The 26,060-nt window shown below is 57.0% G+C and carries 20 protein-coding genes; 15 read left to right on the forward strand and 5 right to left on the reverse strand.

The window, feature by feature from the left end:
• The first annotated feature begins 100 nt into the window (after window positions 1-100).
• The 11 genes from dnaA (at window position 101) to ACGHP1_RS00055 (ending at window position 13,291) form a co-directional block, all read left to right on the forward strand.
• Window positions 101-1,423 (forward strand): chromosomal replication initiator protein DnaA, encoded by a 1,323-nt coding sequence (dnaA, locus tag ACGHP1_RS00005; RefSeq protein ID WP_005937115.1) that lies wholly within the window; start codon window positions 101-103, stop codon window positions 1,421-1,423.
• Between the two features lie 396 nt (window positions 1,424-1,819).
• Window positions 1,820-2,926 (forward strand): DNA polymerase III subunit beta, encoded by a 1,107-nt coding sequence (gene dnaN / locus ACGHP1_RS00010; protein WP_097776786.1) that lies wholly within the window; start codon window positions 1,820-1,822, stop codon window positions 2,924-2,926.
• A 12-nt stretch (window positions 2,927-2,938) separates the two neighbouring features.
• Window positions 2,939-3,154, forward strand: coding sequence for an RNA-binding S4 domain-containing protein (locus ACGHP1_RS00015; RefSeq protein WP_005937022.1), 216 nt, complete (start codon window positions 2,939-2,941; stop codon window positions 3,152-3,154).
• The gene (gene recF / locus ACGHP1_RS00020; RefSeq protein ID WP_005937019.1) at window positions 3,154-4,275 is read left to right on the forward strand and encodes a DNA replication/repair protein RecF; all 1,122 of its coding nucleotides are present in this window, start codon (window positions 3,154-3,156) and stop codon (window positions 4,273-4,275) included. The genes ACGHP1_RS00015 and recF overlap by 1 nt, the downstream gene beginning before the upstream one ends.
• 82 nt (window positions 4,276-4,357) lie before the next feature.
• Window positions 4,358-4,615, forward strand: coding sequence for an extracellular matrix regulator RemB (remB, locus tag ACGHP1_RS00025; RefSeq protein WP_005937016.1), 258 nt, complete (start codon window positions 4,358-4,360; stop codon window positions 4,613-4,615).
• Between the two features lie 83 nt (window positions 4,616-4,698).
• A complete protein-coding gene (gene gyrB / locus ACGHP1_RS00030) occupies window positions 4,699-6,693 on the forward strand; it encodes a DNA topoisomerase (ATP-hydrolyzing) subunit B (RefSeq protein WP_097774101.1) in 1,995 nt (664 codons plus the stop codon).
• A 12-nt stretch (window positions 6,694-6,705) separates the two neighbouring features.
• Entirely contained in the window at window positions 6,706-9,288 is a 2,583-nt protein-coding gene (gene gyrA, locus ACGHP1_RS00035) for a DNA gyrase subunit A (protein WP_390507061.1), read from the forward strand.
• Window positions 9,289-9,470: 182 nt separating this feature from the next.
• Window positions 9,471-10,400, forward strand: coding sequence for a glycosyltransferase family 2 protein (locus ACGHP1_RS00040; protein ID WP_390556594.1), 930 nt, complete (start codon window positions 9,471-9,473; stop codon window positions 10,398-10,400).
• Window positions 10,401-10,418: 18 nt separating this feature from the next.
• Window positions 10,419-11,417 (forward strand): glycosyltransferase family 2 protein, encoded by a 999-nt coding sequence (locus tag ACGHP1_RS00045; protein ID WP_390507065.1) that lies wholly within the window; start codon window positions 10,419-10,421, stop codon window positions 11,415-11,417.
• 18 nt (window positions 11,418-11,435) lie between these two features.
• The gene (locus tag ACGHP1_RS00050; protein ID WP_390507067.1) at window positions 11,436-12,413 is read left to right on the forward strand and encodes a glycosyltransferase family 2 protein; all 978 of its coding nucleotides are present in this window, start codon (window positions 11,436-11,438) and stop codon (window positions 12,411-12,413) included.
• A gap of 296 nt (window positions 12,414-12,709) precedes the next feature.
• Window positions 12,710-13,291 (forward strand): manganese efflux pump, encoded by a 582-nt coding sequence (locus ACGHP1_RS00055; protein WP_097781063.1) that lies wholly within the window; start codon window positions 12,710-12,712, stop codon window positions 13,289-13,291.
• A gap of 83 nt (window positions 13,292-13,374) precedes the next feature.
• Here ACGHP1_RS00055 and ACGHP1_RS00060 read toward each other — a convergent pair whose 3' ends face one another.
• Genes ACGHP1_RS00060 through ACGHP1_RS00070 form a run of 3 tightly spaced genes read right to left on the reverse strand, consistent with a single transcriptional unit; the run spans window position 13,375 to window position 15,316 of the window.
• Complete coding sequence (locus tag ACGHP1_RS00060) at window positions 13,375-14,052, reverse strand: GntR family transcriptional regulator (protein WP_097774107.1); 678 nt, start codon at window positions 14,050-14,052, stop codon at window positions 13,375-13,377.
• A 23-nt stretch (window positions 14,053-14,075) separates the two neighbouring features.
• Window positions 14,076-14,765 carry an RluA family pseudouridine synthase gene (locus ACGHP1_RS00065; protein ID WP_349935627.1) on the reverse strand — a complete coding sequence of 230 codons (690 nt, stop codon included), beginning with the start codon at window positions 14,763-14,765 and terminating at the stop codon, window positions 14,076-14,078.
• Window positions 14,762-15,316, reverse strand: coding sequence for an NUDIX domain-containing protein (locus tag ACGHP1_RS00070; protein WP_005940449.1), 555 nt, complete (start codon window positions 15,314-15,316; stop codon window positions 14,762-14,764). Before ACGHP1_RS00070 ends, ACGHP1_RS00065 begins: the two co-directional genes overlap by 4 nt.
• A 672-nt stretch (window positions 15,317-15,988) precedes the next feature.
• Between ACGHP1_RS00070 and nifJ the strand changes: the two genes are divergently transcribed.
• The 4 genes from nifJ to ACGHP1_RS00090 all read left to right on the forward strand — a co-directional run bounded on the left by nifJ (window position 15,989) and on the right by ACGHP1_RS00090 (window position 24,456).
• Window positions 15,989-19,534, forward strand: coding sequence for a pyruvate:ferredoxin (flavodoxin) oxidoreductase (gene nifJ / locus ACGHP1_RS00075; RefSeq protein WP_005939143.1), 3,546 nt, complete (start codon window positions 15,989-15,991; stop codon window positions 19,532-19,534).
• 1,115 nt (window positions 19,535-20,649) lie between these two features.
• A complete protein-coding gene (gene mgtE, locus ACGHP1_RS00080) occupies window positions 20,650-22,227 on the forward strand; it encodes a magnesium transporter (protein ID WP_097774110.1) in 1,578 nt (525 codons plus the stop codon).
• A 607-nt stretch (window positions 22,228-22,834) separates the two neighbouring features.
• Window positions 22,835-23,479 (forward strand): rhomboid family intramembrane serine protease, encoded by a 645-nt coding sequence (locus ACGHP1_RS00085; protein WP_223388449.1) that lies wholly within the window; start codon window positions 22,835-22,837, stop codon window positions 23,477-23,479.
• Window positions 23,480-23,490: 11 nt separating this feature from the next.
• The gene (locus ACGHP1_RS00090) at window positions 23,491-24,456 is read left to right on the forward strand and encodes a hypothetical protein (protein WP_044953337.1); all 966 of its coding nucleotides are present in this window, start codon (window positions 23,491-23,493) and stop codon (window positions 24,454-24,456) included.
• Window positions 24,457-24,513: 57 nt separating this feature from the next.
• Here the strand turns inward: ACGHP1_RS00090 and ACGHP1_RS00095 are convergent, their stop codons facing one another.
• Together ACGHP1_RS00095 and ACGHP1_RS00100 are read right to left on the reverse strand one after the other, a co-directional pair.
• A complete protein-coding gene (locus ACGHP1_RS00095) occupies window positions 24,514-25,107 on the reverse strand; it encodes a twin-arginine translocation signal domain-containing protein (RefSeq protein WP_390507072.1) in 594 nt (197 codons plus the stop codon).
• Window positions 25,108-25,526: 419 nt separating this feature from the next.
• Complete coding sequence (locus ACGHP1_RS00100; protein ID WP_120081293.1) at window positions 25,527-26,045, reverse strand: gamma carbonic anhydrase family protein; 519 nt, start codon at window positions 26,043-26,045, stop codon at window positions 25,527-25,529.
• Window positions 26,046-26,060: the final 15 nt, after the last annotated feature.

Consider the following 26,060-nt stretch of genomic DNA (forward strand, 5'->3'; position numbering starts at 1 on the left):
TATAAATTACATTATAGAAATATGGACGCACAGCGTTTTTTGTGGTATACTAACCTAGTATCAGCAGCATTGTTGAAAACTTTAACGGAGTGGATGTTTTATGGATTCTTTTAAGGACGTTTTAGAGGCCGCCCAGGCGTACTGCAAAACGCAGATGGCCGAGCCGACCTATAATCTCTATATCGACGGACTGGAGCCGATCAGCTTTGAGGATTCCAGCCACATCACCCTTTCGGTGCGCAACGACTTCATCTGCAAGATCGTGACGGACCGCTACCTTGGCCTGCTCAAGGAAGCCTTCAAGACCGTGCTGGGCTTCGACGTGGACATCACGCTGGTGGTGCCCAGCACGCCGCCGCACGAGGTGGTGCTGGCCCAGCAGTACGAGGCGAACCCCGCCTCCCCGCAGGGCAACTACGAGTTCACATTTGAAAACTTCATCAAAGGCCCTTCCAACCAGTTTGCGTTTGCTGCTGCACAGGCGGTTGCGGCCAATCCCTCCGGCGCATACAACCCGCTGTTCATCTACGGCGGCTCCGGCCTTGGCAAGACCCATCTGCTCACGGCCATCCAGACCGAGATCAAGCGCACCCACCCCGATTTCGTCATCATGTACGTTACCTGCGAGCAGTTCACCAATGAGCTGATCGCCGCCATCCGCGCCGGCAGCACCGAGGACTTCCGCATGAAGTACCGCGTGGCAGACCTGCTGCTGGTGGACGATATCCAGTTCATCGCCGGCAAGGAGTCCACGCAGGAGGAGTTCTTCCACACCTTCAACTCCCTGCACGATGCCCACAAGCAGATCGTCATTGCCTCCGACCGCCCGGCCAAGGAGATCAAAAGTCTGGAAGAGCGTCTGCGCACCCGCTTTGAGTGGGGCCTGACCGCCGATGTGCAGCCGCCGGATTTTGAGACCCGCGTGGCCATCGTCAAGCGCAAGGCAGAGCTTTTGCATCTGGACCTGCCCGAGGATGTGGCCGAGTTCATTGCCAACCACCTGAAGAACAACATCCGCCAGCTGGAAGGCGCTGTAAAAAAACTGAACGCCTACTACATGCTGGAGGGCATCCAGCCGGTCATCAGTGTGGCCCAGAATGCCATCAAGGACATCCTCAACGAGACCCAGCCGGTGCCCGTGACCATCGAGAAGATCATCGGCGAGGTGTCCCGCACCTTCAACGTCTCCCCTGCCGACATCCGCGGCACCAAGCGCAACGCCAACGTTGCCTCTGCCCGCCGTGTGGCCATCTACATCCTGCGCGAGGTCACCGGCATGAGCATGGAAGAGATCGGCCGTGAATTCTCCGGCCGTGACCACTCCACCATCGTCTACTCCCTCAAGACCATGGAACGTGACATGAAAAACGACCAGCACCTGCGCGAGACCGTGAGCGACATCATCAAGAACGTGAAGGCCTGACCGCAGAAATCGTGCAAAAGTCGTACTCATTTATGGGTGAAACCCCAAAATATGGGGAGAAAACGGAACAAAACGGGGAAAAAGAACCTATATCTTGTGGTAAAAACGCAAACCTTTCCACACTTTCCACAGAGTTTTCAACATTCAACCTCCGTTCTCCACATGGTCTGTGGAAAGAAAGACCTATCCCAACCTTTCCACGATCCATTCACAACACATTCACAACCCCGTGGAAACCAAAACCCCCGCATTCCGACAAGGCTTTTCGGGGTTTTCCACAAGTTCCCCACCCCCTACTACGGTTACTACAACAAGTTCAATAAGATAGACCGGTTCTGAAACTGTTTTCAAACACAAAGCAACATCAGAAACGAAAAACAAAGGAGAGAATTCAGTTTGAACATCGTATGTGATAAAGTTCTGCTGAGCGCAGCCATCGATGGTGTGTCCAAAGCCGTCACCATGCGTTCTGCCATCCCTGTGCTGGAAGGTATCCTGCTGAAAGCCGAAGGCTTCCAGCTCAACCTCACCGGCTACGATCTGGAAATGGGCATTGTGACCACCATCGAAGCCAATGTCAAGGAAGCCGGCGAGGTGGTGCTGAATGCAAAGCTGCTCAGCAGTATGATCAGCCGGATGCCCGCCGGTCAGGTCAGCATCCTCTCTGCCGAGAACGGCAAGACCACCATCCAGAGCGGCGTAGTCCAGTTCGAGATCCAGTCCATGCCGGCCAACGATTTCCCGGAGCTGCCCAATACCGGAGCGGAAGAGACCCTGACCATCAAGACCGGCGTACTGAAAGATATGATCGATCGTACGTTATATGCTGTCAGTCAGGACGAGAAAAAACCCGCCCACACCGGTGAGCTGTTCGAGATCCTGCCCGACAAACTGACTGTGGTGGCACTGGACGGCTACCGTCTGGCCATCGTGGAACGCCCGGTGACGGCGGTAAAGGATATCCGCATCATCGTGCCCAGCAAGACCATGACCGAGGTCGCCCACCTGCTGCCCAACGACGACGAAGAGCCGGTGCACATCAGCGCCAACCGCCGCTATGTGGTCTTTATGGCCGGCGGCTACACCATCATGAGCCGTCTGATCGAGGGCGAGTTCCTCAACTACCGCAATGTGATCCCCGCCGACAGCCGCACCCGCGTGACCATCGACACCAAGGAATTCATCGAGACCATCGAGCGTGCTTCGCTGATTATTACAGAGCGTTTAAAAAATCCTCTCCGCATCTCCTTTACAGAGGGTAGAGTCGTGGTGCGCTGCCAGACCAACCTTGGCCGCGTGGTGGACGAGTTCAACGCCGACTGCGAGGGCGACGAAGTGGAGATCGGCTTCAACAACCGCTATCTGCTGGATGCGCTGCGCAACGCCCGCACCGAGAAGGTCCGCATGGAGATCAGCGGCCCTCTGAGCCCGGTCAAGGTGCTGCCTGCCGAGGGCAACGACTTTTTGTATCTGGTGCTGCCGGTGCGCTTCAAGAACGATTAAGAGGGCGAAATTATGCAGAAAATTCTCATCCATACGGAATTTATCAAGCTGGATGCCCTGCTGAAATATGCAGGCCTGTGTGAGACCGGCGGCGAAGCCAAGGAGCTGGTGCAGGGCGGTGCCGTGAAGGTGAACGGCGAGGTGTGCACCATGCGCGGCAAGAAGTGCCGTGCCGGTGATGTGATCGAGCTGGACGGCCAGACCGTGGAAGTGGGTCAGGGCCAGTAATGCGTCTGCTTTCACTGGAAGTTGCGAATTACCGCAATATTGCGGCAGCGCAGCTGGAACCTGGCCGGGAGCTGACCGTGATCTGCGGCAACAACGGTCAGGGCAAAACGAACCTGCTGGAGGCCATCTGGCTGCTGACCGGCGGCAAAAGCTTCCGGGGCGGCAAGGACGCCGAACTTGTGCGCCGCGGAGAAACATTCGCGGTACTGGAGGCCGTCACCCAGCGCACCCGGCAGGAGGATCAGGAACCGGACGAACCGGCAAATGTGCGCATTACGGTGGGCACGCCGGATGCACAGCGCCCCGGCCGGTATGCATCGGTCAACGGCTCTCCGCCCAAGCGGGCGGCGGGCCTTGCGGGCAGCTTTCCGGCTGTGGTGTTCGACCCCGGGCACCTGAGCCTTGTAAAAGGTGCACCGGAAGGACGGCGGCGGTTTCTGGATGCGGCGCTGTGCCAGCTGTACCCCGGCTACCTTGCCACCTACCGTCGCTATGTGCGGGCATTGCAGCAGAAAAACGCGCTTCTGCGTCATTCCGCAGGCGGCACGGAGCGCCCGTGGGCAGAAAAATGCGCCCTGCTGGAAGTGCTGAACGTGGAGCTTGCAGCGCAGGGCGAGGCCATCCAGAAGCGGCGGCGGGAATATCTGGCCCTGCTCACACCGCTGGCCTGCGCCAACTATGCCGAGCTTTCCCACGGGGCAGAGCGCATGGCGGTGCGCTATGCCGCCCAGTTTGAGCCGGGCGGGCTTTCCGCACTTTTGAAGCAGCGCCAGAACGAAGAGCTGCGCGCCGGGCAGAGCCTGTGCGGCATCCACCGCGAGGACGTTGAGCTGCTGCTGGACGACCAGCCCGCAAAGGTGTTCGCAAGTCAGGGACAGCAGCGCAGCGTGGTGCTGAGCCTGAAAATGGCCGAAGCGGCTGCCGCTGCCCGGATCACCGGAGAGCACCCGGTGCTCCTGCTGGACGATGTGCTCAGCGAGCTGGACGAGGGCCGCAAGCAGTATCTGCTCACCCGCATGAAGGAAAAGCAGACCTTTGTGACCAGCTGCGATGATACCGCGTTCCTGAAAACGGACGGCGAGGTGTACCGCATGAACGGCGGTGTGCTGAGCAAAGCATGAAGAAATGATGCAAAAGTACATGCAGCTGCCGGTGAATAAACGGCATTTTATGCATGAACTGCCAGAATGAGGAAAATACTGTATGTATATTCATCTGGGCCGTGACTACGTGCTGAATGACCGGGACATCATCGGCATCTTCAATCTGGAAACCACCACCATCACCCCCCGGGGCCGGGAGTTTCTGAACTACGCCCAGAAGAACGGCGCGGTGGTGAGCCTTTCGGACGAGCTGCCCCAGAGCTATGTTCTGGCAGACGGGGCCGTGGTGGACACGGTGTATCTTTCGGAGCTGTCGCCTGCTGCCATGCGGCGCAGAGCCGAAAAAATGATCGAGTAAACCAGCCAACAGGCGGAGAATATGCTCTGCTTTTACGATAGATCGAACAAAAATGCAAACATTGAACAAAAGGGAGAAAGGAAATGGCAGAAGAAATCATTACCAGCACAAATGCCGAAACCGCTACCGACCATGAGTATAATGCCAGCGAGATCCAGGTCCTGAAGGGTCTGGAGGCGGTGCGCAAGCGCCCGGGCATGTATATCGGCTCCACCGGCGAGCGCGGCCTGCATCATCTGGTCTACGAGATCGTGGACAACGCCATCGATGAAGCGCTGGCCGGCTACTGCGACCACATCGAGGTCAAGATCCTGAAAGACAACATCATTCAGGTCACGGATAACGGCCGCGGCATCCCTGTGGACATTCAAGCCGACACCGGCCTGCCCGCCGTCACCGTCGTCTACACCATCCTGCACGCCGGCGGCAAGTTCGGCGGCGAGAACTCCGGCTACAAGGTGGCCGGCGGTCTGCACGGCGTGGGCGCTTCGGTGGTCAACGCCTGCTCCGAGTGGCTCACCGTCAACGTGCGCCGCGACGGCCACGAGTACGAGCAGACCTTCCGCCGCGGCGACCCGGACGGCCCGCTCAAGTGCATCGGCACCGTAGCCGACGGCGTTACCGGCACCCGGGTCACCTTCAAGCCGGACCCGGAGATGTTCCGGGATACCACCGTGTACGACTTCGACACGCTGGAAAAGCGCCTGCGGGAAGAAAGCTTCCTGAACGCCGGTGTCAAGATCACCCTGACCGACGAGCGTGAGATGTACACTCCCGTACTGGAGGACGGCAAGGAGGGGGAACCCTGCTACCGCACCGAGGTCATGTGCTACGAGGGCGGCATCAAGAGCTTCGTCACCTATCTGGGTGAGAAGCGCAAGCTGGATGTGCTGCACCCCAATGTGATCTACCTCAAGGGCCAGACCGACCGGGGCATGGCGGAGATCGCACTGCAGTACAATTCCAGCTACAATGAGCTGCTGCTGAGCTTTGCCAACAACGTCAACACCCCGGACGGCGGCACCCACGAGGAGGGCTTCAAGAACAGCCTGACCCGTGTGTTCAACGATTATGGCCGCAGCCACGGCCTGCTGAAGGATAAGGACGAGAACCTGTCCGGTGCGGACGTGCGCGAGGGCCTGATCTGCGTGATCTCGGTCAAGCTGCAGGAGGCGGAGTTTGAGGGCCAGACCAAGGCAAAGCTGGGCAATACCGAGATCCGCACCCTTGTTTCCAATATGGTCTACTCCAAGCTGATGGAATTCTTTGAGGAGAACCCCGGCGTGGCAAAGGCCATCTTTGAAAAGGCCACTCAGGCCGCCCGCGCCCGCGCCGCTGCCAAAAAGGCCCGCGAACTGGTGCGCCGCAAGAGCGCATTGGAGACCAGCCGGATGCCCGGCAAGCTGGCAGACTGCCGCGAAAAAGACCCCAGCCGCACCGAAATCTTCATCGTCGAGGGCGATTCTGCAGGCGGTTCCGCCAAGATGGGCCGCGACTCTGCCATTCAGGCCATCCTGCCGCTGTGGGGCAAGATGCTGAACGTGGAAAAGGCCCGCGCCGATAAAATTTACGGCAACGACAAGCTGATGCCCGTTGTGCTGGCATTGGGCTGTGGCATTGGTGACGAGTTCGATATCTCCAAGCTGCGCTACGATAAAGTGTTCATCATGGCCGATGCCGATGTGGATGGCTCCCACATCTGCACCCTGATGCTCACCTTCTTCTTCCGCTATATGCGCCCGCTCATTGAGCAGGGCCATGTGTATGTGGCCCAGCCGCCTCTGTTCAAGGTGCAGAAGGGCAACACCATCAAGTACGCCTACAACGATGCCGAAATGGCCGTGCTTTCGCAGGAAATGCCCGGCGCAAAGGTGAACCGCTATAAGGGCCTTGGTGAGATGAACCCCGAACAGCTGTGGGAGACCACCATGAACCCCGATAACCGCGTGATCGTGCAGATCACCATTGACGATGCAGAAAAGGCCGACGAAGCCTTTACCATCCTGATGGGCGATCAGGTGGAGCCGCGCCGCCGCTTTATCGAGACCAACGCCCAGTACGCAAAGCTGGACGTGTAATTGGAGGAAACAATGGAAGAAGATTATGTGATGATACCGGGCAGCGGAACCAAAAAGATCATCCGCGATGTGAAAAAGGAGATCGAGACCGCATTCCTGGACTACTCCATGTCGGTCATCGTGTCCCGCGCCCTGCCCGATGTGCGCGACGGTTTGAAGCCTGTTCACCGCCGCATTCTGTACACCATGCACGAGCGCGGCAACGACCCCAGCCATCCCTACCGCAAATCCGCCGACACCGTTGGTGCGGTGCTGGGCTCCTACCATCCCCACGGCGACGCATCGGTCTACGATGCCATGGTCCGTCTGGCACAGGACTTCTCTCTGCGCTATCCGCTGGTGGATGGTCAGGGTAACTTTGGTTCTGTGGATGGCGACCCCCCGGCTGCCTACCGTTACACCGAGGCCCGCATGAGCCGCATGGCGGTGGAGATGCTGACCGATATCGAGAAGGACACCATCGACTGGGACCCCAACTTTGACGAGACCAAGAAGGAACCCAGCGTGCTGCCCTGCCGCTTCCCCAACCTGCTGGTCAACGGCAGTCAGGGCATTGCAGTCGGCATGGCCACCAACATCCCGCCCCACAACCTGAGCGAGGTCATTGACGGCTGCATCGCCTATATCGACGATCCGGACATCGACCTGCCCGGCCTGATGGAATACATCAAGGGCCCGGATTTCCCCACTGCCGGCATCATCATGGGCCGCAGCGGCATCCGCGCCGCCTACGCCACCGGCCGGGGCAAGATCACCCTGCGGGGCCGCGCCACCATCGAGGAGACCAAGAACGGCCGCACCCAGATCATCATTACCGAGATCCCGTATATGGTCAACAAGGCCCGCCTCATCGAGAACATGGCCGACCTTGTCAAGGAGAAACGCATTGAGGGCATCACCGGCCTGAACGATGAGACCAACCGCAAGGGCATGCGCATCGTGGTGGACATCCGCAAGGATGCCAATGCACAGGTCATCCTGAACCAGCTGTACCAGTACACCCAGCTGCAGGATACCGTGGGCGTTATCATGCTGGCCATCGACCACAAGGTGCCGAAAGTCCTCACCCTGAAGCAGATGCTTCAGAAATACGTGGAATTTCAGGACGAGGTGGTGCGCCGCCGCACCCAGTACGACCTGAAAAAGGCCAAGGAGCGCGCCCACATTCTGGAAGGCCTGAAGAAGGCCACCGACATCGTGGACGAGCTGATCGCCACCATCCGCGCCTGCAAGGGCGGCATGGCAGAGGCCAAGGCTGCCATCATGGAGCAGTTCGGCTTTGACGACCCGCAGGCAGATGCCATCGTCAAGCTGCAGCTGGGCCGTCTGGCAGGCCTTGAGATCCTGAAGATCGAGGAAGAGCTTGCCAGCCTGCAGGCCAAGATCGAGAACTGGGAAGCCATTCTGGCCGACGACGCCCGTGTGCTTGCCATCGTCAAGGAAGAGCTGCTGGAAATGAAAAAGCGCTTCGGCGACGAGCGCCGCACTGAGATCCAGTCCGTGACCGGTGAGGTGGATATCGAGGATCTGATCGCCGAGGAGCAGTGTGTCTACACCCTGACCGAGGCCGGTTATATCAAGCGTCAGCTCAAGGCCACCTATCAGGCACAGCGCCGCGGCGGACGCGGCATCTCCGGCATGACCCGCAAGGAAGAGGACATCGTGCAGGAGATGTTCGTCGGCTCCACCCACGACTATGTGCTCTTTGTTACCGACCGGGGCCGTCTGTTCCGCATCAAGGGCTACACCATTGCCGAGGGCAGCCGCACCAGCAAGGGCAGCAACATCGTCAACCTGCTGCAGCTGGCCGAGGGCGAAAAGGTCACCAACATGATCTGCCAGTCGAAGGAAGCCGACACCGAGGGCGGCTTTGTGACCATGGTCACGAAGCAGGGCCTCATCAAGCGCACCCCGCTGGAACAGTATGCCAACATCCGCAAGTCCGGCCTGATCGGCATTGCCCTGAACGAGGGCGATGCTCTGGCATGGACCCGCCTGACCACCGGCCACGATATGCTCATTGTTGCCACCCGCAACGGTCAGGCCATCCGCTTCAACGAAGCCGATGCACGTCCCATGGGTCGCAGCGGCCACGGCGTGCGCGCAATCCGTCTGGCCGAGGGCGATGAAGTTGTGGGCGTGTGCATCTGCCGCGAGGGCGGCACGGTGCTCACCGTCACCGAGAACGGCAAGGGCCGTCGGTCGGACATCGACACCTACCGCATCACCGCCCGCGGCGGCAAGGGCATCCGCAACTACGATGCCGCCAAGGATAAGGTGGCTGCGGTCAAGATCGTGGACGATGTGGATGATGTACTGCTGAGCAGTCAGGAGGGCATCATCATCCGCCTGCACGCAAACGAGATCCCGCTGCAGAGCCGCTACGGTTCCGGCGTGCGGGTGATGCGCTTGGGTGAGAACGACAAGGTGATGGTACTTGCCCGCACCGACCACGACGACGAGGCCCAGACCGAGCAGATCGACACCTCCGATGCTGATGCAGAGCCCACCGCAGAGCAGCTTGCCGCCATGGAAGCTGCGGATGCTGCTGCCGCTGCAGAAGCCCCGGAAGCCGACGATAAGGGCGAAGAGTAAACCTTGAAAACACAATAAGATTTGAAAGAAGCCGCCGCGCAGAGATTTCTGCACGGCGGCTTCTTTTCAAATCCATCCAAACCATGTATAATAGAAATAGCGTGTGAGGAATAAAAATAAACACAGAAAGTGGTTTAAGGAACATGACAGAGCAAAAAAAATCCCCGGAGATCAGCATCATCGTGCCGGTGTATAAGGTGGAAAAATACCTGAACGAATGCATTGATTCCATTCTGGCACAGACCTTTACGGATTTTGAGCTGATCCTGGTGGACGATGGCTCCCCGGATAACTGCCCTGCCCTGTGCGATGCTGCGGCAGAAAAAGACAGCCGCGTGCGGGTGATCCACCAGCAGAATAAGGGGCTGAGCGGGGCAAGAAATGCCGGAATTAATGTTGCACGGGGAAATTGGCTTGGCTTTGTGGATTCAGATGATATGATCGACCCTACCTTCTGTGAAAAAATGCTTCATGCTGCAGTGCAGGCTGGGGCGGAAATGGCTGTGTGCAATATTCTGCGCATGAAAGAAAATAAAGAACTGGACAGTTATCAGGAACATTGTTTAAAAGACGAAGTTCTCTCAAGAGAAGAAATCGTTCACCGTATCCAGCTGTCACCGTTCTATATGGTAATGACACGACTGTGCCGCCGCGAAGTATTTGAGAAAATTCGTTTTCCAGAAGGAAAAAATTATGAAGATGCATTCACTGCACCGGAAATTTTGGAACGGGTAAATAAAGCAGCTTGTGTGGCGGAGCCTCTTTATCAATATCGGCTGCGTTCGGGAAGCATTATGCACGCGGCTGTAACCCTGAAAAATCTGGAAGAAGTCCATGCAAACTATGCGCTGTTTCAGTATACAATGAAATACCGAAAATATGATGAAGCCTGCCTGCAGTATACAGTTACAAAGCGCATCTTCCGTAAACTCAAGAGAAAACTGTCACAGGAAGAACGCAAAAGCGAACAGGTGCAGCAGGCTGCCGCCTGTGTGGCAAAAGCAAAGGACGAGTTGAGCCGCGCAGGCGGTTTCACGCTGCGTAATCAACTGGAAACTGCTTTGTGCATCCTGAATCCAAAATGGTTCTTTGCGTATAAATATGGGGCATGACAGCGGAAGGAAAATACTGTGAGTGAAAGAACAGAAAGTGGAAGACCGGAAATCAGCATCATCGTGCCAGTGTATCAGGTGGAAAAATATCTGAATGAGTGCATTGATTCCATCCTCGCTCAGACCTTTACGGATTTTGAACTGATCCTTGTGGACGATGGCTCACCAGACAACTGCCCTGCCCTGTGCGATGCAGCAGCAAAAAGGAACAGCCGCGTGCGGGTGATCCACAAGCAAAACGGCGGTGTAAGCACAGCCCGCAATGCGGGTCTGGATGCAGCACAGGGAAATTGGATCGCGTTTGTGGATTCGGATGATACGGTGGAACCGGAGTATCTGGAAAAAATGCATAAGGCAGTGCTGGAAACGGGTGCAGATTTTGCAATCTGCAGCAGTCAGTGCATTGATGAAACGGGCAAAACGCTTGCAGGCGGAGAACATCGCCTTTTGAACGAGTTTTTGCCGCAGGAGGAAGTTCTGCGCCGGATGGTGGTGTCGGATTTTCAGGTTCCGTGGAATAAGCTTTATCGCCGAAAACTGCTGGAAAATCTGCGCTATCCAGAAAACAAGGCATTTGAAGATACCTGTCTCATGCCGGTCATTTACGCAAGAGCAGCTTCTGCCTGCGGTGTATGGGATTTTTTATACAATTACCGCATCGTTACCGGCAGTGCCATGCACCGAAAGACTACCTTGAAAACACTGGACTGGGTGGAAGCATGGTACCGCCTGTTTGATGTGCTGTACCAAAACGGCATCCGGGATGCTTTGTGTGCAGCCTATCGCCCGATTTTGACTGCCGTGTGGGACATCTGGCTGCACCTGACACCGGAAGAGCGCAAAAGCCCCCGGATGAAGGAAGCCTTTGCGTATGAGCGTACAGCCCGCCATCGGCTGATGCAAGCCCGCGGCGTAACACTAAAAAATTTGTGGGCGGCAGTGGTCTGCGCTGCATCGGCCTGCAGTTATCTGGATCTATGCCGCAAAAGGGCGGAAAGACGGCAGAAAACGACCTGAAGCAATGAGGAGTTTATTGTGCAGGAACAACATAAAAAACAGCCGGAGATCAGCATCATCGTGCCGGTATATAAGACAGAGCGTTTTCTGAGCGCCTGCATCTCTTCCATCCTTGCCCAGACCTTCACGGATTTTGAGCTGATCCTGGTGGACGATGGCTCTCCGGACAGCTGCCCTGCTTTGTGCGATGCCGCAGCGGCAAAGGACAGCCGCATCCGGGTCATCCACCAGAAGAATCGTGGTCTGAGCGGGGCACGCAATGCCGGGCTGGACGCGGCAGAGGGCGAATGGATCGCCTTTGTGGATTCAGACGACACCATCACGCCGGACTTCTGCGCAAAGCTTTACCATGCGGCGCAGGAGGCCGGTGCACAGATGGCCGTGTGCAATTACCGGCAGGTGGACGAAGCCATGACCCCCATCCGGAAGCAGTATCTGCATGTGCGGCGGGAGGTGCTGACCCCGGAGCAGGCGTTGGAGCACAGCACCCTTCTGCCCTACATGGTGGTGTGGAACAAGCTGTACCACCGCAGCATTTTTGCGCAGCTGCGCTTTGCAGAGGGCAAGCTGAACGAGGACACCCTGCTGATCGCCTACGCCTACGAAAAAGCGGACAGAATCGCGAATATCCCGGATGCGCTGTACCTTTACCGCAAGGTGGCGGGCAGCATCGTCAACAGCAAAGTCACCCTGCGCAATCTCGACCGTGTGGAAGCAAACTATACTGTGTTTGAGTGCGTACGCCGCCATGGCATCACGGGTTCGCTGTGTGAGCTGTACTGGGCACTGCTGCACTCCCTGATCGATGTGGGAATGCACCTGACCGCCGAAGAGCGCCGGAGTGCCCGGATGCAGCAGGCGCGGGAGTACGAGCGCTGCGCCCGCCGGGCCTTGCGTCAGGAACATGCTGTTACCCTGAGGGCACTGGGCAACACCCTGTGTTTTATTATTTCACAGGACTGGTATTTTGCCCGCCGATGGAAAAATACCGTGTAACCGCGCAGGTTTGTCTGGACTTCCCTGCAAAGATATGCTACAATGGCAAAACAATCACAAATACCCGTGGGGGAGTAGCAGGCGCTTTTGCAGGGCGCAGCAAGTCAACATGATGACCGTTGGTTCCGGTCTGGCTTGCTTTCATTTGCGAGACTCATGTGTTTTTGGCGCATAGAACAGCGCCCGTGCACATGGAGTTGGTTTCAAAAAAATCACCCGGTCCCGGACGTACATGTGCGCCCGGGACCGGGTTTTGTATTGCCCGATATTCTGGTCAGATTCAGGAGGCAGACAATATGGAATGGAGTTTTGTATTTTTCCTCAACAGTGCCCTGCTGGGCGTGGGCCTTGCAATGGATGCGTTCTCGGTGTCCATGGCAAACGGCCTGCACGACCCCCGCATGAGCAGGGGAACCATGTGCAGGATCGCGGGCACCTTTGCCCTTTTTCAGGCCGTGATGCCCATGACGGGCTGGGTGTGCGTGCACACCATTGTGGAGCTGTTCTCTTCGTTTGAAAAGTTCATCCCGTGGATCGCGCTGGCACTGCTGGGCTACATCGGCGGCAAGATGCTTGTGGATGGCATCAAGGGCGAAGAGGCCGAAGAGGCCGCAGAGCTGAGTGCGGGTGCACTGCTCATGCAGGGCGTGGCTACCAGCATTGATGCGCTTTCGGTGGGCTTCACCATTTCGGAATACGGCTGGCTGATGGCACTTGCGGCATCGCTCATCATTGCGGTGGTCACCTTCTTTATCTGCATGGCGGGCCTGCGCATCGGCAAAAAGTTTGGCACCAAGCTCTCCGGCAAGGCATCCATTCTGGGCGGCATCATCCTCATTGGCATTGGTCTGGAAATTTTTATTTCCGGGGTGTTCTGAAATTCAGACAGCATAAAACAAAAGGGCACGGCGCTGCAATGCGCTGTGCCCTTTCGTTTTATAAAATGTTCCACATAGAACAATTACTTTTCCGGCTCAAAATAATCGGCATATTCCTCGGTCAGCTTGGAGCCAAGCCGCCGGATGCCGCCGTACAGGTGCCGTTCCACCAACGGTTCAAAGGCGGAAAGGTCGCACCGCTCGATGGCGTTCATCAGGTTGCGGTGGTCTGCGATCACCTCGGCAAGGCCGCCGGTGGTCATGGTGTCCAGCATCCGGAAGCGGCTGTAGTCGGCGTGGGCGTTCTGCAGGGTGCTCCACAGGTACATTTTATCCATGGCGGCAAACCATGTCCCGTGCAGGGCACGGTCGGCTTCGTACAGCTTGTTGTAATCCGGGCTCTCCATGGCCGCAAGGGCCTCGTAGGCTTCCACCCGCCTGCGGATCAACGCCCGCTGCTCCGGGGTGCACCGGGGCGAAAAATCCCGCAATACGCGGGCTTCCACGGCGGTGCGCTCGTAGATCAGCTCGTCCACGATGCGGCGGTTCAGCCGGGTAACGGTGGTGCCCTTGTAAGGCACGATCTTTACCAGCCCGTTTTCCTGCAGTTTCTGCAGCACCACCCGGATCAGGGTGCGCGGTGCGCCAAAGCGGGCACAGAGCGGATTTTCGCTCAGCGAAGAGCCGGGGCGGATGGTCAGGTCAATGATCTCCCGCTCCAGCACAGCATAGATCTCAGCATCAGTTTTGTATTGTTCCATACCTCTCACCTAATGGAAATGCATTATCCTTCAAACGGTTTCCAGAACGCACCCTCCGGCAGCGGCAGCGTGAATGCCATGGGCTTTCCGGTCTCCGGGTGCAAAAACTGCAGGCCGCAGCTCTGCAGGGCAATGCTGCCTTTTACGCGGCTTCCGTATTTGCCGTCTCCGGCCAGCGGATGCTTCCGGGATGCAAACTGCACCCGGATCTGATGGGTGCGGCCGGTGTGCAGCGTGATCTCAGCAAGGCTCATCTCTCCTGCCGTTTTCACGATGCGGTATTCCAGCACGGCTTCCCGCACGCCCTTGCGCGGGCGGCTGACCGGGAACACCCGGCCCCGGCGGCTGTCCTTGAACAGCCAGTCCCGCAGGGTGCCTTCGGCGGGCAGTGCTTCGTCCGGCCCGCCTGCAATGACGGCACGGTACTGCTTGATGAACTGCGGCACTTCCGGCTTTCCTTCGGCCCTGCCATCCTGCACAGCGTAGGCGTTCTGGCTCTGGGTGATCTGACGGCTGAGTGCGGCCGCAGCCCCGGGCGTTCTGGCAAACACCATCAGGCCGGACACACCCGTGTCCAACCGGTGCACCACCCCTACAAAGGCATCCGGCTGGCCCCACAGCTGCCGCAGGGCTGCGGGCACGCCCTCTTCGCTGGAAAGTCCGGCGGGCTTGTCCAGCACCACAAGGGCGGCATCTTCATACAGGATGTTCACAGCCTGCCCTCGGCGATCAGGGCCTTGAGCTTCAGGATACCGGCAATGGTCTTGCCGTCCCGGATTTCGCCGCTCATGACCATCTCATAAGCTTTATCCAGCGGCACACGGTCAGGGGTCAGGAATTCATCGGCATCCAGATGCATCTGGGTCTTGTGCAGGCCGGTGGCGACCCATGTATAGATCACTTCGGTGTCATAGCCCACGGTGGGGAAAAACTGGCCCAGAGAGATATAATTGTCCGCGGTCAGGCCGCACTCCTCGCCCAGCTCCCGCTTGGCGGCTTCAAAGGGGTCCTCACCCTTTTCCAGCTTGCCGGCAGGCAGCTCCCACAGCTCCTGCTGCATGGCGTAGCGGAACTGGCGCACCATGCAGATGGTGCCGTCCTCAAAATAGGGCAGGATGCACGCACCGCCGTGGTGATGCACCACTTCGCGTTCGGCGGTCTTGCCGTTTTCCAGCAGAGCAGTGTCTTTTGTCAGGGTGATCACCCGGCCCTCGAAGAGCACCTCGCTGGTGAGTGTTTTTTCGTAATGCACGGTCTTCTCCATTTTATTACCCTCTTTGCCCGGCACAGCGCCGGTTTTCTATGGCTTCAGTTTACGGCAAAATGAGGTTTGTTGTCAATAAAGAGATGATAAATATAAGAGGATGGGACGATTTGAAATGCGCGCCGCGTTTGCTTTGCGCATAATCAGCGGAAAGAATATTTATAATTTCGCAATTCTGGAAAATCTGCGGAGCTTGTCGGGGCAAAGCCCCTCCATCTGCTAACGCAGACCGCTCTGCCGCTTGAAAGCCCCACTGGGGCTTTCATTGCTACACAAACGCGGATTTTCCAGAATTGCCTTTTCACGGGAGGGGTCGTAACGGAAAGCAGCATTTGCAGCGCCGCTTTCTGAGAAAGCGCGGCGCTGCGCAAGCCGTGACTGAGAGGGTTCCCTCCCCTTTTTGCGAAAAAAATTACAGGATCTGGCAAAGCAGGCAGGCCAAAACCGGAAAATCCGCGCCAGTGCTCACTTTAACGAACTAAAGACGTACAAAAGCGCTAAAAAAAATTCTTTATTTTTGGTGCGTTTGTTGAGCGGTTTGCGTTTACTTTATGGGCGGAATTTGCTATTATAGTATACAAGCAATAGTGCCTTTATGGGGTTCTCCGGTCCCATGTGGGGCATATTGCCCCGCGCAAAAGGTACCAAATTCTGAATAATGGAGGAAGAAAAATGCCTAGAGCAAAGCAAACTATGGATGGCAATACCGCTGCCGCCCATGTAGCGTATGCCTACACGGACGTGGCTGCCATCTACCCCATTACCCCGTCTTCTCCGATGGCTGACTCTGTGGACCAGTGGTCTGCAGCTGGCCAGAAGAACATCTTCGGCAATCAGGTCAAGGTCGTCGAGATGGAATCTGAGGCCGGCGCTGCTGGCGCTGTGCACGGCTCTCTGGGTGCAGGTGCTGTTACCACCACCTTCACCGCTTCTCAGGGCCTGCTGCTGATGATCCCCAACATGTACAAGATCGCTGCTGAGCAGCTGCCCTGCGTGTTCGATGTTTCTGCACGTACCGTTGCTACTCAGTCCCTGAACATCTTTGGTGATCACAGCGACGTTATGGCATGCCGTCAGACCGGCTTTGCAATGCTGGTCGAGAGCAGCGTGCAGGAAGTTATGGATCTGTCCCCTGTCGCACATCTGTGCGCCATCGAGGGCAAGGTTCCCTTCCTGAACTTCTTCGATGGCTTCCGTACTTCTCATGAGTACCAGAAGATCGAGAAGTGGGATTACGCCGATCTGAAGGAAATGTGCAACATGGAGGCTGTGGAGGAGTTCCGTAAGAAGGCTCTGAACCCCGAACACCCCAAGATGCGCGGCTCCCACGAGAACGGCGACGTGTTCTTCCAGCATCGTGAGGCATGCAACAGCGTTTACAACGCTCTGCCTGCTGTTGTTGAGAAGTACATGGCCAAGATCAACGCAAAGCTGGGCACCAACTACGATCTGTTCAACTACTACGGCGCACCCGATGCTGACCGTGTGATCGTGGCTATGGGCTCCATCTGCGACGTTGCTGATGAGGTCATCGACTACCTGAACGCCAAGGGCGAGAAGGTCGGTATCGTCAAGGTCCGCCTGTACCGTCCCTGGGTCTCCGCTTCCCTGCTGAAGGTCCTGCCCAAGACCGCCAAGAAGGTGGCTGTGCTGGACCGCACCAAGGAGCCCGGCTCTCTGGGCGAGCCCCTGTACCTGGATGTTGCCGCTACCCTGCGTGAGGCTGGCCTGAACGATGTCGTTCTGACCGGCGGCCGTTACGGTCTGGGCAGCAAGGATACCCCGCCGTCCTCCATCTTTGCTCTGTTCAAGGAGCTGGAGAAGGATCAGCCCAAGGAGCGCTTCACTCTGGGTATCACCGATGACGTCACCTTCCTGTCTCTGCCGGAAGTCAAGCCCGCTCCCATCACCGCAGCTGCTGGCACCAAGGAGTGCAAGTTCTGGGGTCTGGGCGGCGACGGTACTGTCGGTGCTAACAAGAACTCCGTCAAGATCATCGGCGACCATACCGACAAGTATGTTCAGGCATACTTCCAGTATGACTCCAAGAAGACCGGCGGCGTGACCATCAGCCATCTGCGTTTCGGCGACAAGCCCATCCGCAGCCCCTACTACATCAACCAGGCTGACTTCGTGGCCTGCCACAACCCCGCTTACATCCACATGGGCATGAAGATGGTCCAGGATGTCAAGCCCGGCGGCGTGTTCATGATCAACTGCCAGTGGTCCGATGAGGAGCTGGGCCAGCACCTGAACGCCGAGGCAAAGAAGTATATCGCTGACAACAACATCCAGCTGTATACCATCAATGCTATCGATAAGGCTATCGAGATCGGCATGGGCAAGCGCACCAACACCATCCTGCAGTCTGCATTCTTCAAGCTGGCTGACGTCATGCCCATCGAGGATGCCGTCAACTTCATGAAGCAGGCAGCTCAGAAGAGCTACGGCAAGAAGGGCCAGGACGTCGTTGAGATGAACTGGAAGGCTATCGATGCAGGCGTTGACGCCATCCACAAGGTGGACGTGCCCGCATCCTGGTCCAACCCCGAGGCTGATCCCGCACCCAAGGCTCTCACCGGCCGTCCGGAGCTGGTCAAGCAGATCCGCGATGTCATGGAGCCCATTGCCCGTATGGACGGCGACAGCCTGCCTGTCTCTTCCTTCGTGGCAAATGCAAACGGCGAGTGGGAGCAGGGCGCTTCTGCATACGAGAAGCGCGGCACCGCTGTCAACGTCCCCGAGTGGGATGCTGCAAAGTGCGTTGGCTGTAACCAGTGTGCATTCGTCTGCTCTCATGCTACCATCCGTCCCTTCCAGCTGACCGCCGACGAGCTGGCAGCTGCTCCTGCACAGACCAAGAGCCGCGACAACAAGCCCGCAAACGAGTACAAGTTTGTTATGGCTGTGTCTCCTCTGGACTGCATGGGCTGCGGCGAGTGCGTCACCGTCTGCCCCACCAAGGCTATCACCATGGTGCCGCAGGACAGCCAGGCCGATCAGCAGGCAGTGTTCGACTACTGCGTGGCCAACATCTCCAAGAAGCCTTCCAAGTTTGCTGACGATACCGTTATCGGTTCTCAGTTCAACCAGCCGCTGCTGGAGTTCTCTGGCTCCTGCGCAGGCTGTGCCGAGACTTCTTACGCTCGCCTGATCACTCAGCTGTTCGGCGAGAAGATGTACATCTCCAACGCTACCGGTTGCTCCTCCATCTGGGGCGGCACCGCTTCCATCTCTCCGTACACCGTCAACAAGGACAGCGGCCATGGTCCTGCATGGTGCAACTCCCTGTTCGAGGATAACGCAGAGCATGGTCTGGGCCTGTACATCGGCCAGAAGACCGTCCGCGAGAACCTGATCAAGGAGATCGCAGAGGTTGCTGGTTCCGACAAGGCTTCTGCTGAGCTGAAGGCTGCCTTTGAGAAGTTCCTGGAGACCAAGAACAACACCAAGGCCAACGACGAGCCCGCAAAGGCCCTGATCGCTGAGCTGGAGAAGGCTGCTGCTGCCGGCTGCGAGAAGTCTGCAGAGATCCTGAAGAGCAAGCAGTTCATCGCCAAGAAGTCCGTCTGGATCTTCGGTGGTGACGGCTGGGCATACGACATCGGCTTCGGTGGTCTGGACCACGTTCTGGCTTCCGGCGAGGATGTCAACGTGATGGTCTTCGATACTGAGATGTACTCCAACACCGGTGGACAGGCATCCAAGGCTTCCAACATTGGTGAAGTCTGCCAGTTCGCTGCTGCTGGTAAGGAAATCAGCAAGAAGAGCCTGTCCGAGATCGCTATGACCTACGGTTACATCTATGTTGCTCAGATCGCACTGGGTGCTAACCCGGCTCAGGCTGTCAAGGCCATCGCTGAGGCTGAGGCTTACCCCGGCCCGTCTCTGATCATCGGCTACGCTCCCTGCGAGCTGCACGGTGTCAAGGGCGGCATGACCAACTGCCAGAACGAGATGAAGAAGGCAGTTGAGGCCGGTTACTGGAACCTGTTCACCTTCAACCCGGCAAACAAGGCTCAGGGCAAGAATCCGTTCACCCTGACCTCCAAGGCTGTGGATAACGAGAAGTATCAGGCACTGCTGGCTAACGAGACCCGTTACAGCCGCCTGACTCGTGCATTCCCCGACCGTGCTAAGGAGCTGTTCGCACGCAACCAGGAAGTTGCAAACGACCGCTACGAGCACCTGACCCGTCTGGTCGACCTGTACAAGTAAGCATTCTTCTGCGCTTTGGATGCAGATATTTGCGGCACCTTAGCCCCACAATGCAAGAGGGCGGCTGCCCCGTACCGGCGGTTACTGCGCAATGCAGCGGTACGAAGCGGAGAAACGCATCCATCCATGCAGGTGATGTGCTGAAGTACAGCATTCGCCATACGAGTTCTATCTGATTTCACTTCCCGGGCGGTGCTTTGTTCCGTGCGAAGCACCGCAGCGGGATATGAGATACCAAAGCGCCCGCGAGGGTCCTTGAAAGCACACCCCGCGTGTGTCAGGAGCATAAGGTCTGCTTGCAGATACCTTGCTCCGCCTGCTGCATAAGACCTGCTTTGCAGGGATCTTGCCGCAGTAAAAACGAGCTTCGTTTTAGCGCCCCGTTCACCGCAAGGTGACCGGGGCGTATTTTTTGTGTAAAAGAGAAGCGGCTGCTGTGATCTGGCATCACAACAGCCGCTTTTACAGTTCCATTTTAGCATGTGAAAAAACGAAGGTCAATCAAAAAATGTTATCACAAAATCTTCCAAAAGATACCATTCCCTTTTTACAGTTTCTTCATAGCTTCTTAACGAATTCAATTGTGAAAGCTGTTATACTTTTGCCATGGGAAGCGGGGCCGCAACCGCTTACCCAAGTAACATGATTCCTCCTCACACCAAGGCAATATCCAAACAAAACACCCTTTTTCGTGCGCCGCAACACGGAAGAGGGTGTTTTGTTTTGCAAAATTCCGGTAAATCGGTGGTTTAGGGTTGACCCCGTTTTTTTGCGGCGCTATAATAAAAATGAATATGAAAACTTGGAGGTGAACGCAGGAAAATGGACCCGGATCATAGTCGAAGTAGAACCACCGGCGCGGTGGATCAGAAAACAAAAACAACTGCGTTTTCCCCAACCGTTCGCCTCCTTCGCTGAGTCCTGCGGAAAAGCACCGCTTCAACGGTGCATCTTTCCGCAAAACAGAGCAGAGGAAGGCGCGGCTTTGTGTGCGCAGAATGCGGCGTTTGCGGCATTCCGGCAGGCAAGGCGGCGCGTTTTTTGTTTCCCGATCTGCTGCGTCCTCCGGATACAGGAGCTGCTCCTGTTCCGTAAAAACTGAGGAGGTACGCCCAATGGATATGGAAGAAAAGAAGCTGACGGCTGATGCTGCGGAACAGGCGCTGCCGGTGCAGGAGCTGCCTGCTGATATCCCCGCCGAGGTCCGCCAGAAGCTGGCTGAAGATCTGAACGAGGAAGCTACTGAAGACCTCAAGCAGGACATGCGCGAGGCCGAAAAAGAGGAAGCCAACGACGAAGAGGTCAAGGCCAACCCTGAGATGCTCACCAAGAGCCGCCTGCTCAAGCTGCTCATCAAGAAGCAGTACGTCAAGCTGCGCGAAGTCACCGAGGAAGAGCAGCCCGCCGACCTTGCCGAGCTGCTGGAAGAGCTGGACGAAAACAACCGCCTTGTGGTGTTCCGCCTGCTCAAAAAGGAAGTGGCCACCGAGGCCTTTGCCTATATGTCCGACGAAGCCCGCGACGATCTGGTGAACGCCTTCTCAGATGTGGAGCTTGTGGGCGCTATTGAAGAGATGAGTCTGGACGATGCCGCCGATCTGCTGGAGGATATGCCTGCAGGCGTGGTGAAGCGGGTGCTGGAAAAATCCTCCAAGCAGACCCGTGAGAGCCTGAACAAGCTGCTGAACTACCCCGAAAGCTCTGCCGGCAGCCTGATGACCCCCGAATATGTCCGTCTGCGCGAGGATATGACCGTGGCGCAGGCCTTTGAAGCCATCCGCAAGCAGGGCGAAAACGCAGAGACCGTGTACACCTGCTACGTGGTGGAGCGCAACCGCCTGAAGGGCGTTGTTTCTGCCCGAAGCCTGCTGCTGTCAGAGCCGCATACTCCCATCAACGAGATCATGGATGATAACGTGGTCACTGTGAAAGTGACCGACGATCAGGAGTACGTGGCCCGTGAGATGCAGCGCTACGACTTTACCGCCATGCCTGTTCTGGACAACGAGGGCATGTTCGTGGGTATCATCACCATCGACGATGCAATCGACGTTCTGACCGACGAGAGCACCGAGGATATGCAGAAGATGGCTGCTATTCTGCCGGACGACGATGCCACCACCTACTTCGGCACCAGCGTCTGGACCCACGCCAAGCAGCGCATCCCTTGGCTGCTGATCCTGATGCTGTCCGCCACTTTTACCGGCATGGTCACCACCCACTATGAGGAGGCCTTTGTCAGCCTGCCGCTGCTGGTCTCCTTCATGCCCATGCTGATGGATACCGCCGGCAACTGCGGCAACCAGATCAGCACCCTGATGGTGCGCGGCCTGGCTCTGGGTGAGGTGGAGCCCAGCGACTTTTTGCAGGTGCTGGGCAAGGAGCTGCGGGTGTCTGCCATCGTGGGCGCGGTGCTGGGCATCGTGAACGGCCTGCGCATCTACCTGATGTACACCTTCCTGTTCCCCGGCCAGTACGCCAACGTGATGGGCTATGCCATCGTGGTCAGCGTTTCGCTGTTCTTCAGCGTCATTCTGGCAAAGCTGGTGGGCGGTATGCTGCCGCTGGCAGCCAAGAAGCTGGGTGCCGACCCGGCCATCATGGCTACCCCCTTCATCACCACCATCGTGGATGCCTGCAGCCTGATCCTGTATTTCCAGATCGCACAGCTGGTGTTCCACAATATGATGTAAATAATAAAGCAATGCCGGACAGTCTGCGGACTGCCCGGCATTGCTTTTTCCGGTGTGGAAAACTGCATGTTTCCCCGCCTTTTCCACACAGAAAAACGGCAGCGGCCCGGTGTTGAAAACTTGTGGCCGGTTCATTCCAGATTGGAGAAAAATAAATCACCGCTCAGGAACGGTTTGTAGAATGCAAAGAAAATCCTTCGACTTTCTTTTTTATAAAAGGCAGAATGCCCGCATTTTTGCCCAAAACTTACCAGAAAGCTGCGGCCTGAATTACGGTGTGTATAGGGCTGATGCCCTTTTGTTGTGGAAAACCCGGTGGAAAAAGTGGAAAACCTCATGGAAAACTTGCCCTTTTCTTCACAAAAACGGTGGAAAACCCGGTGGAAAAAGTGAAAAGTTCATTCCAGACAGGAAACTCCGTACACTTTCCGGTTGTGCTTTTGTGCCGCAAGATCCGCTTGACAGCTGTATTTTTGGGCGGAAGATGCGGCAGTTTTCCACACTGTGGCATTGCCTTGAATGCCCCGGCCAATCATGGTACAATAACAGCAGAAAAATGCGGCAAAACTCACCGATATCGGAATACAATGCGTTGGAGGCACCCTATATGAACAATTGGCTCAACCAGCTGGAGCGCAAATACGGACGCTTCGGCATCCCGAATCTGACCAACATTCTGGTGGGCGGGCAGATCCTTGTGCTGGCCATCGAGCTGTTTGTCAACCAGACCGTCAGTGTCTGGCTGGCACTCAGCCGCTATTTTCTGCTGCGCGGCCAGATCTGGCGCATCATCACCTTTGCGTTCATCCCCTCTTACGGCGGCAGCATCCTCAGCGCGGTGCTGGGCATCTATTTCACATGGTTCATCGGCACAGCGCTGGAACAGGAGTGGGGCGATTTCCGCTATACGGTGTATCTGCTCTCCGGGATACTGGGCACCGTGCTGGCCTGTCTGCTCACCGGCGTGACCGGCAGCACCTACTGCCTGTCGCTTTCGCTGCTGCTGGCCTTTGCCATGCTGTACCCGGAGGTACAGGTGCTGCTGTTCTTTGTCATCCCCATCCGGGTAAAATATTTTGGCTTTTTTGCGGCAGCACTGTGGGTGCTCAGCTTTCTGGGCGCGCCGCTGCCGCAAAAGCTGAGCCTGCTGCTCAGCATGGCGAACGTCTGGCTGTTCTTTGGCCCGATGGCCTATCGTTCTGTCCGCGCGTGGGTACGCCGTGAGCAGTGGAAGCGGAGAAACAGAAGGTAAGGAGAAACATCATGATGCTGGACCGCATGGAGGGCAATGCAGAACTGAAAAGCAGCGTGCAGCTGATGCTGGCAGCCCGCCGCCTGACCCACAGCGTGCTGCTGGTGGGTGAAGAGGGCCTTGGAGCCGGTTTTGCGGCCCGCTGCATTGCGGCAGATTATCTTTACCCTGCAGGCGGAGCGCCCGCTGAGGCCCTTCTGCGGGGCGAATGCTGCCGTGCTGTGGGTAAGCCTGGCGACCGCGACAGCGGCCATGTGGAGACTGGCATCGTGCGTGAAGCGATCAGCGTTGCCGGTATGGGCGCAGGCGGAAAATATCTGGTCAGTCAGGTCAAGGCTATGCGCAGCGAGATCTTCAACACCAGCCTTTCGGCCGAGGGCCGTGCCGTGCTGCTCTACCACGTGGAAAAGATGAACGAGGAATCCGCCAATGCCCTGCTGAAGGTGATGGAAGAGCCGCCGGAGGGGGTGCTGTTCCTGCTTACGGCGGATTCGCTGGCAGGCGTGCTGCCCACCATCCGCAGCCGCTGCGTCAGCTTTGCAGTGGCTCCTGTCTCGCCGGAGCAGTGCGCCCGCTACTGCGCCGCACAGGGGGTGGACAAAAAGACGGCCGCGCTGTACAGCGAACTGTTCGACGGGCACATTGGCACGGTGCTTGCCGCCGCACAGGACGAAGCCCGCACCGCGCAGGTGGAAAAGGCCCTGCAGCTGGCAAAGGCCGCTGCCGACCGTGACAGCTATGCCGCAGCCTGCCTGCTGGCCGCCTACGAAAAGGACAAGGCCGGTGCCGCCGCCCTGCTGACGGACTTCCGTGCGGTGGCGGCAGCGGGCCTGCGGCAAAGCCCCCACGCACCGGTGCAGGGCATTGCCGCCCAGCGTGCCCTGCGGCTGGCCGAAGCCGCCATCCAGCGCCTTGGCGCGCAGGTGAACCCTAAAATCGTGCTCAGCGTGTTTGCGGCAAAGTTCCGCGCGCTGTAATGCAAAAAGAAAAACCGGAAGAGCATTGTGCCCTTCCGGTTTTTAGCATCATGATTTTTATTCAATAGTGGGGTCATCGTAGATGGGCTGATATTTAAAGGTGGCCGTTTTTCCGCCCAGTTTCAGCTCAACCGTAAAAACGCCTCTGACATTGAGGGAAGTCGTATTCACCGGGCCAAGGTCAATATAGATAGGAAAAGTTTTACGATCACCTTTGGCAACGGTTACGGAAGAAACATACTTGAAACCGGTTCCGGCGCTGTTCAGGCCAAAATTGCCCAGACTGCACACTTTCAGACCAGATTCGGTAGTACCATTATGTTTGCAGGTAAAATTACTGGTAGAAATCGTAACGGAAGAAGTTGTGTTATAGGAGTTATCAATAGAAAGACCGGTGTAAAGATAATTATGCCGCCATCCGTCCGATTCGTAAGTAGGACGGGAGACCCAAGTGCCAGTCAGCGGCCCCATATCCACATATGTGCTGCCGAATGTAGCAAAAGTACCAGTGTCAATGGTGGGCAGGGTCGGGTTGCCGGGGGTTGCACCATAACCTTCGCCGCAGCCAACCAGCATACTGCCGGCGGCAGCGACCAGTGCAGCAGCACCGGTGGTCTTTAAAAAGGTACGGCGGGTGATCAGTTCAGACATAAAAATCTCTCCTTTGATTGCAGGAAATCATAAAATACAAAAGCTGATGCAAACAGAAACTCCCTCCGGCGCTTGCGGTACACCGGAGGGAGTTTCTGTTTGGGGTATTGCTTTGGTGTGAGGAGGAATCATGTGCGGAAAGACGGTTGCGGCCCCGTCTCCCCGCAGGATATAGTATACCCGATTTTAAGTGAAAAGTCATTACATTTTTGTGAAAAAACATCCTGCAATGAACTTTTTACAAAATTCCCCCAATGATAAAAACCAAACAGCGCGGTGTACAAAAATTCTGGTATTCCAGAATGACATAAACTGCCAATTTCACTATAGCAGACAAGACCGCAGGTGTCAATTAAAATGTCGGCTTTTTGGCGGAAAGACGAAAAAATGTGGCAAAAAACTGTAAAATCGGCACAGGGTCAGCCCTTGGCAAGCTCGGCGGCGTGAAGCTTGCCGTGTTCTACGTAGTGGGCGGCGTTGTGCAGGTTGGCCTCGATCTGGGCCGCGCTTACCTGCTTGATGACCCTTGCGGGCACGCCCACAGCCACCGAGTTATCCGGGATCACCATGCCCTCCGGCACCAGCGCACCCGCGCCGATGATGCAGTTTTTGCCCACGACACAGTGGTTGAGCAGGGTGGCGTGCATTCCGATCAGACTGCCATCCCCTACCGTGCACCCGTGCACCAGCGCACCGTGGCCCACGGTGACGCTTTTGCCCAGCATTACAGCACCGCCCACATCACAGTGCAGCACGGCGTTATCCTGCACGTTGGAGTTTTCGCCAATGGTCAAAGTGCCGTCGTCGCCGCGCAGCACGGCCCCGTACCACACCGTGGAACCGGCTTTCAGGATCACATCTCCCTGCACGGTGGCGTTGGGCGCTACAAAAGCAGCCCCCTCGTCGCGGGGAACTTTTCCACAAAAGGACAGAAACATTGTTAAAAACCGCCT

It is taken from the genome of Faecalibacterium sp. i21-0019-B1 (assembly GCF_042852915.1).
In the GTDB taxonomy this organism is placed as follows: domain Bacteria; phylum Bacillota; class Clostridia; order Oscillospirales; family Ruminococcaceae; genus Faecalibacterium; species Faecalibacterium taiwanense.

Coding starts and splice junctions, on each gene's coding strand:
- dnaA (WP_005937115.1), top strand. CDS start 101: ATGGATTCTTTTAAGGACGTTTTAGAGGCCGCCCAGGCGTACTGCAAA.
- nifJ (WP_005939143.1), top strand. CDS start 15,989: ATGCCTAGAGCAAAGCAAACTATGGATGGCAATACCGCTGCCGCCCAT.
- ACGHP1_RS00015 (WP_005937022.1), top strand. CDS start 2,939: ATGCAGAAAATTCTCATCCATACGGAATTTATCAAGCTGGATGCCCTG.
- mgtE (WP_097774110.1), top strand. CDS start 20,650: ATGGATATGGAAGAAAAGAAGCTGACGGCTGATGCTGCGGAACAGGCG.
- recF (WP_005937019.1), top strand. CDS start 3,154: ATGCGTCTGCTTTCACTGGAAGTTGCGAATTACCGCAATATTGCGGCA.
- ACGHP1_RS00060 (WP_097774107.1), bottom strand. CDS start 14,052: ATGGAACAATACAAAACTGATGCTGAGATCTATGCTGTGCTGGAGCGG.
- ACGHP1_RS00085 (WP_223388449.1), top strand. CDS start 22,835: ATGAACAATTGGCTCAACCAGCTGGAGCGCAAATACGGACGCTTCGGC.
- ACGHP1_RS00100 (WP_120081293.1), bottom strand. CDS start 26,045: ATGTTTCTGTCCTTTTGTGGAAAAGTTCCCCGCGACGAGGGGGCTGCT.
- gyrB (WP_097774101.1), top strand. CDS start 4,699: ATGGCAGAAGAAATCATTACCAGCACAAATGCCGAAACCGCTACCGAC.
- remB (WP_005937016.1), top strand. CDS start 4,358: ATGTATATTCATCTGGGCCGTGACTACGTGCTGAATGACCGGGACATC.
- ACGHP1_RS00070 (WP_005940449.1), bottom strand. CDS start 15,316: ATGGAGAAGACCGTGCATTACGAAAAAACACTCACCAGCGAGGTGCTC.
- ACGHP1_RS00055 (WP_097781063.1), top strand. CDS start 12,710: ATGGAATGGAGTTTTGTATTTTTCCTCAACAGTGCCCTGCTGGGCGTG.
- gyrA (WP_390507061.1), top strand. CDS start 6,706: ATGGAAGAAGATTATGTGATGATACCGGGCAGCGGAACCAAAAAGATC.
- ACGHP1_RS00090 (WP_044953337.1), top strand. CDS start 23,491: ATGATGCTGGACCGCATGGAGGGCAATGCAGAACTGAAAAGCAGCGTG.
- ACGHP1_RS00095 (WP_390507072.1), bottom strand. CDS start 25,107: ATGTCTGAACTGATCACCCGCCGTACCTTTTTAAAGACCACCGGTGCT.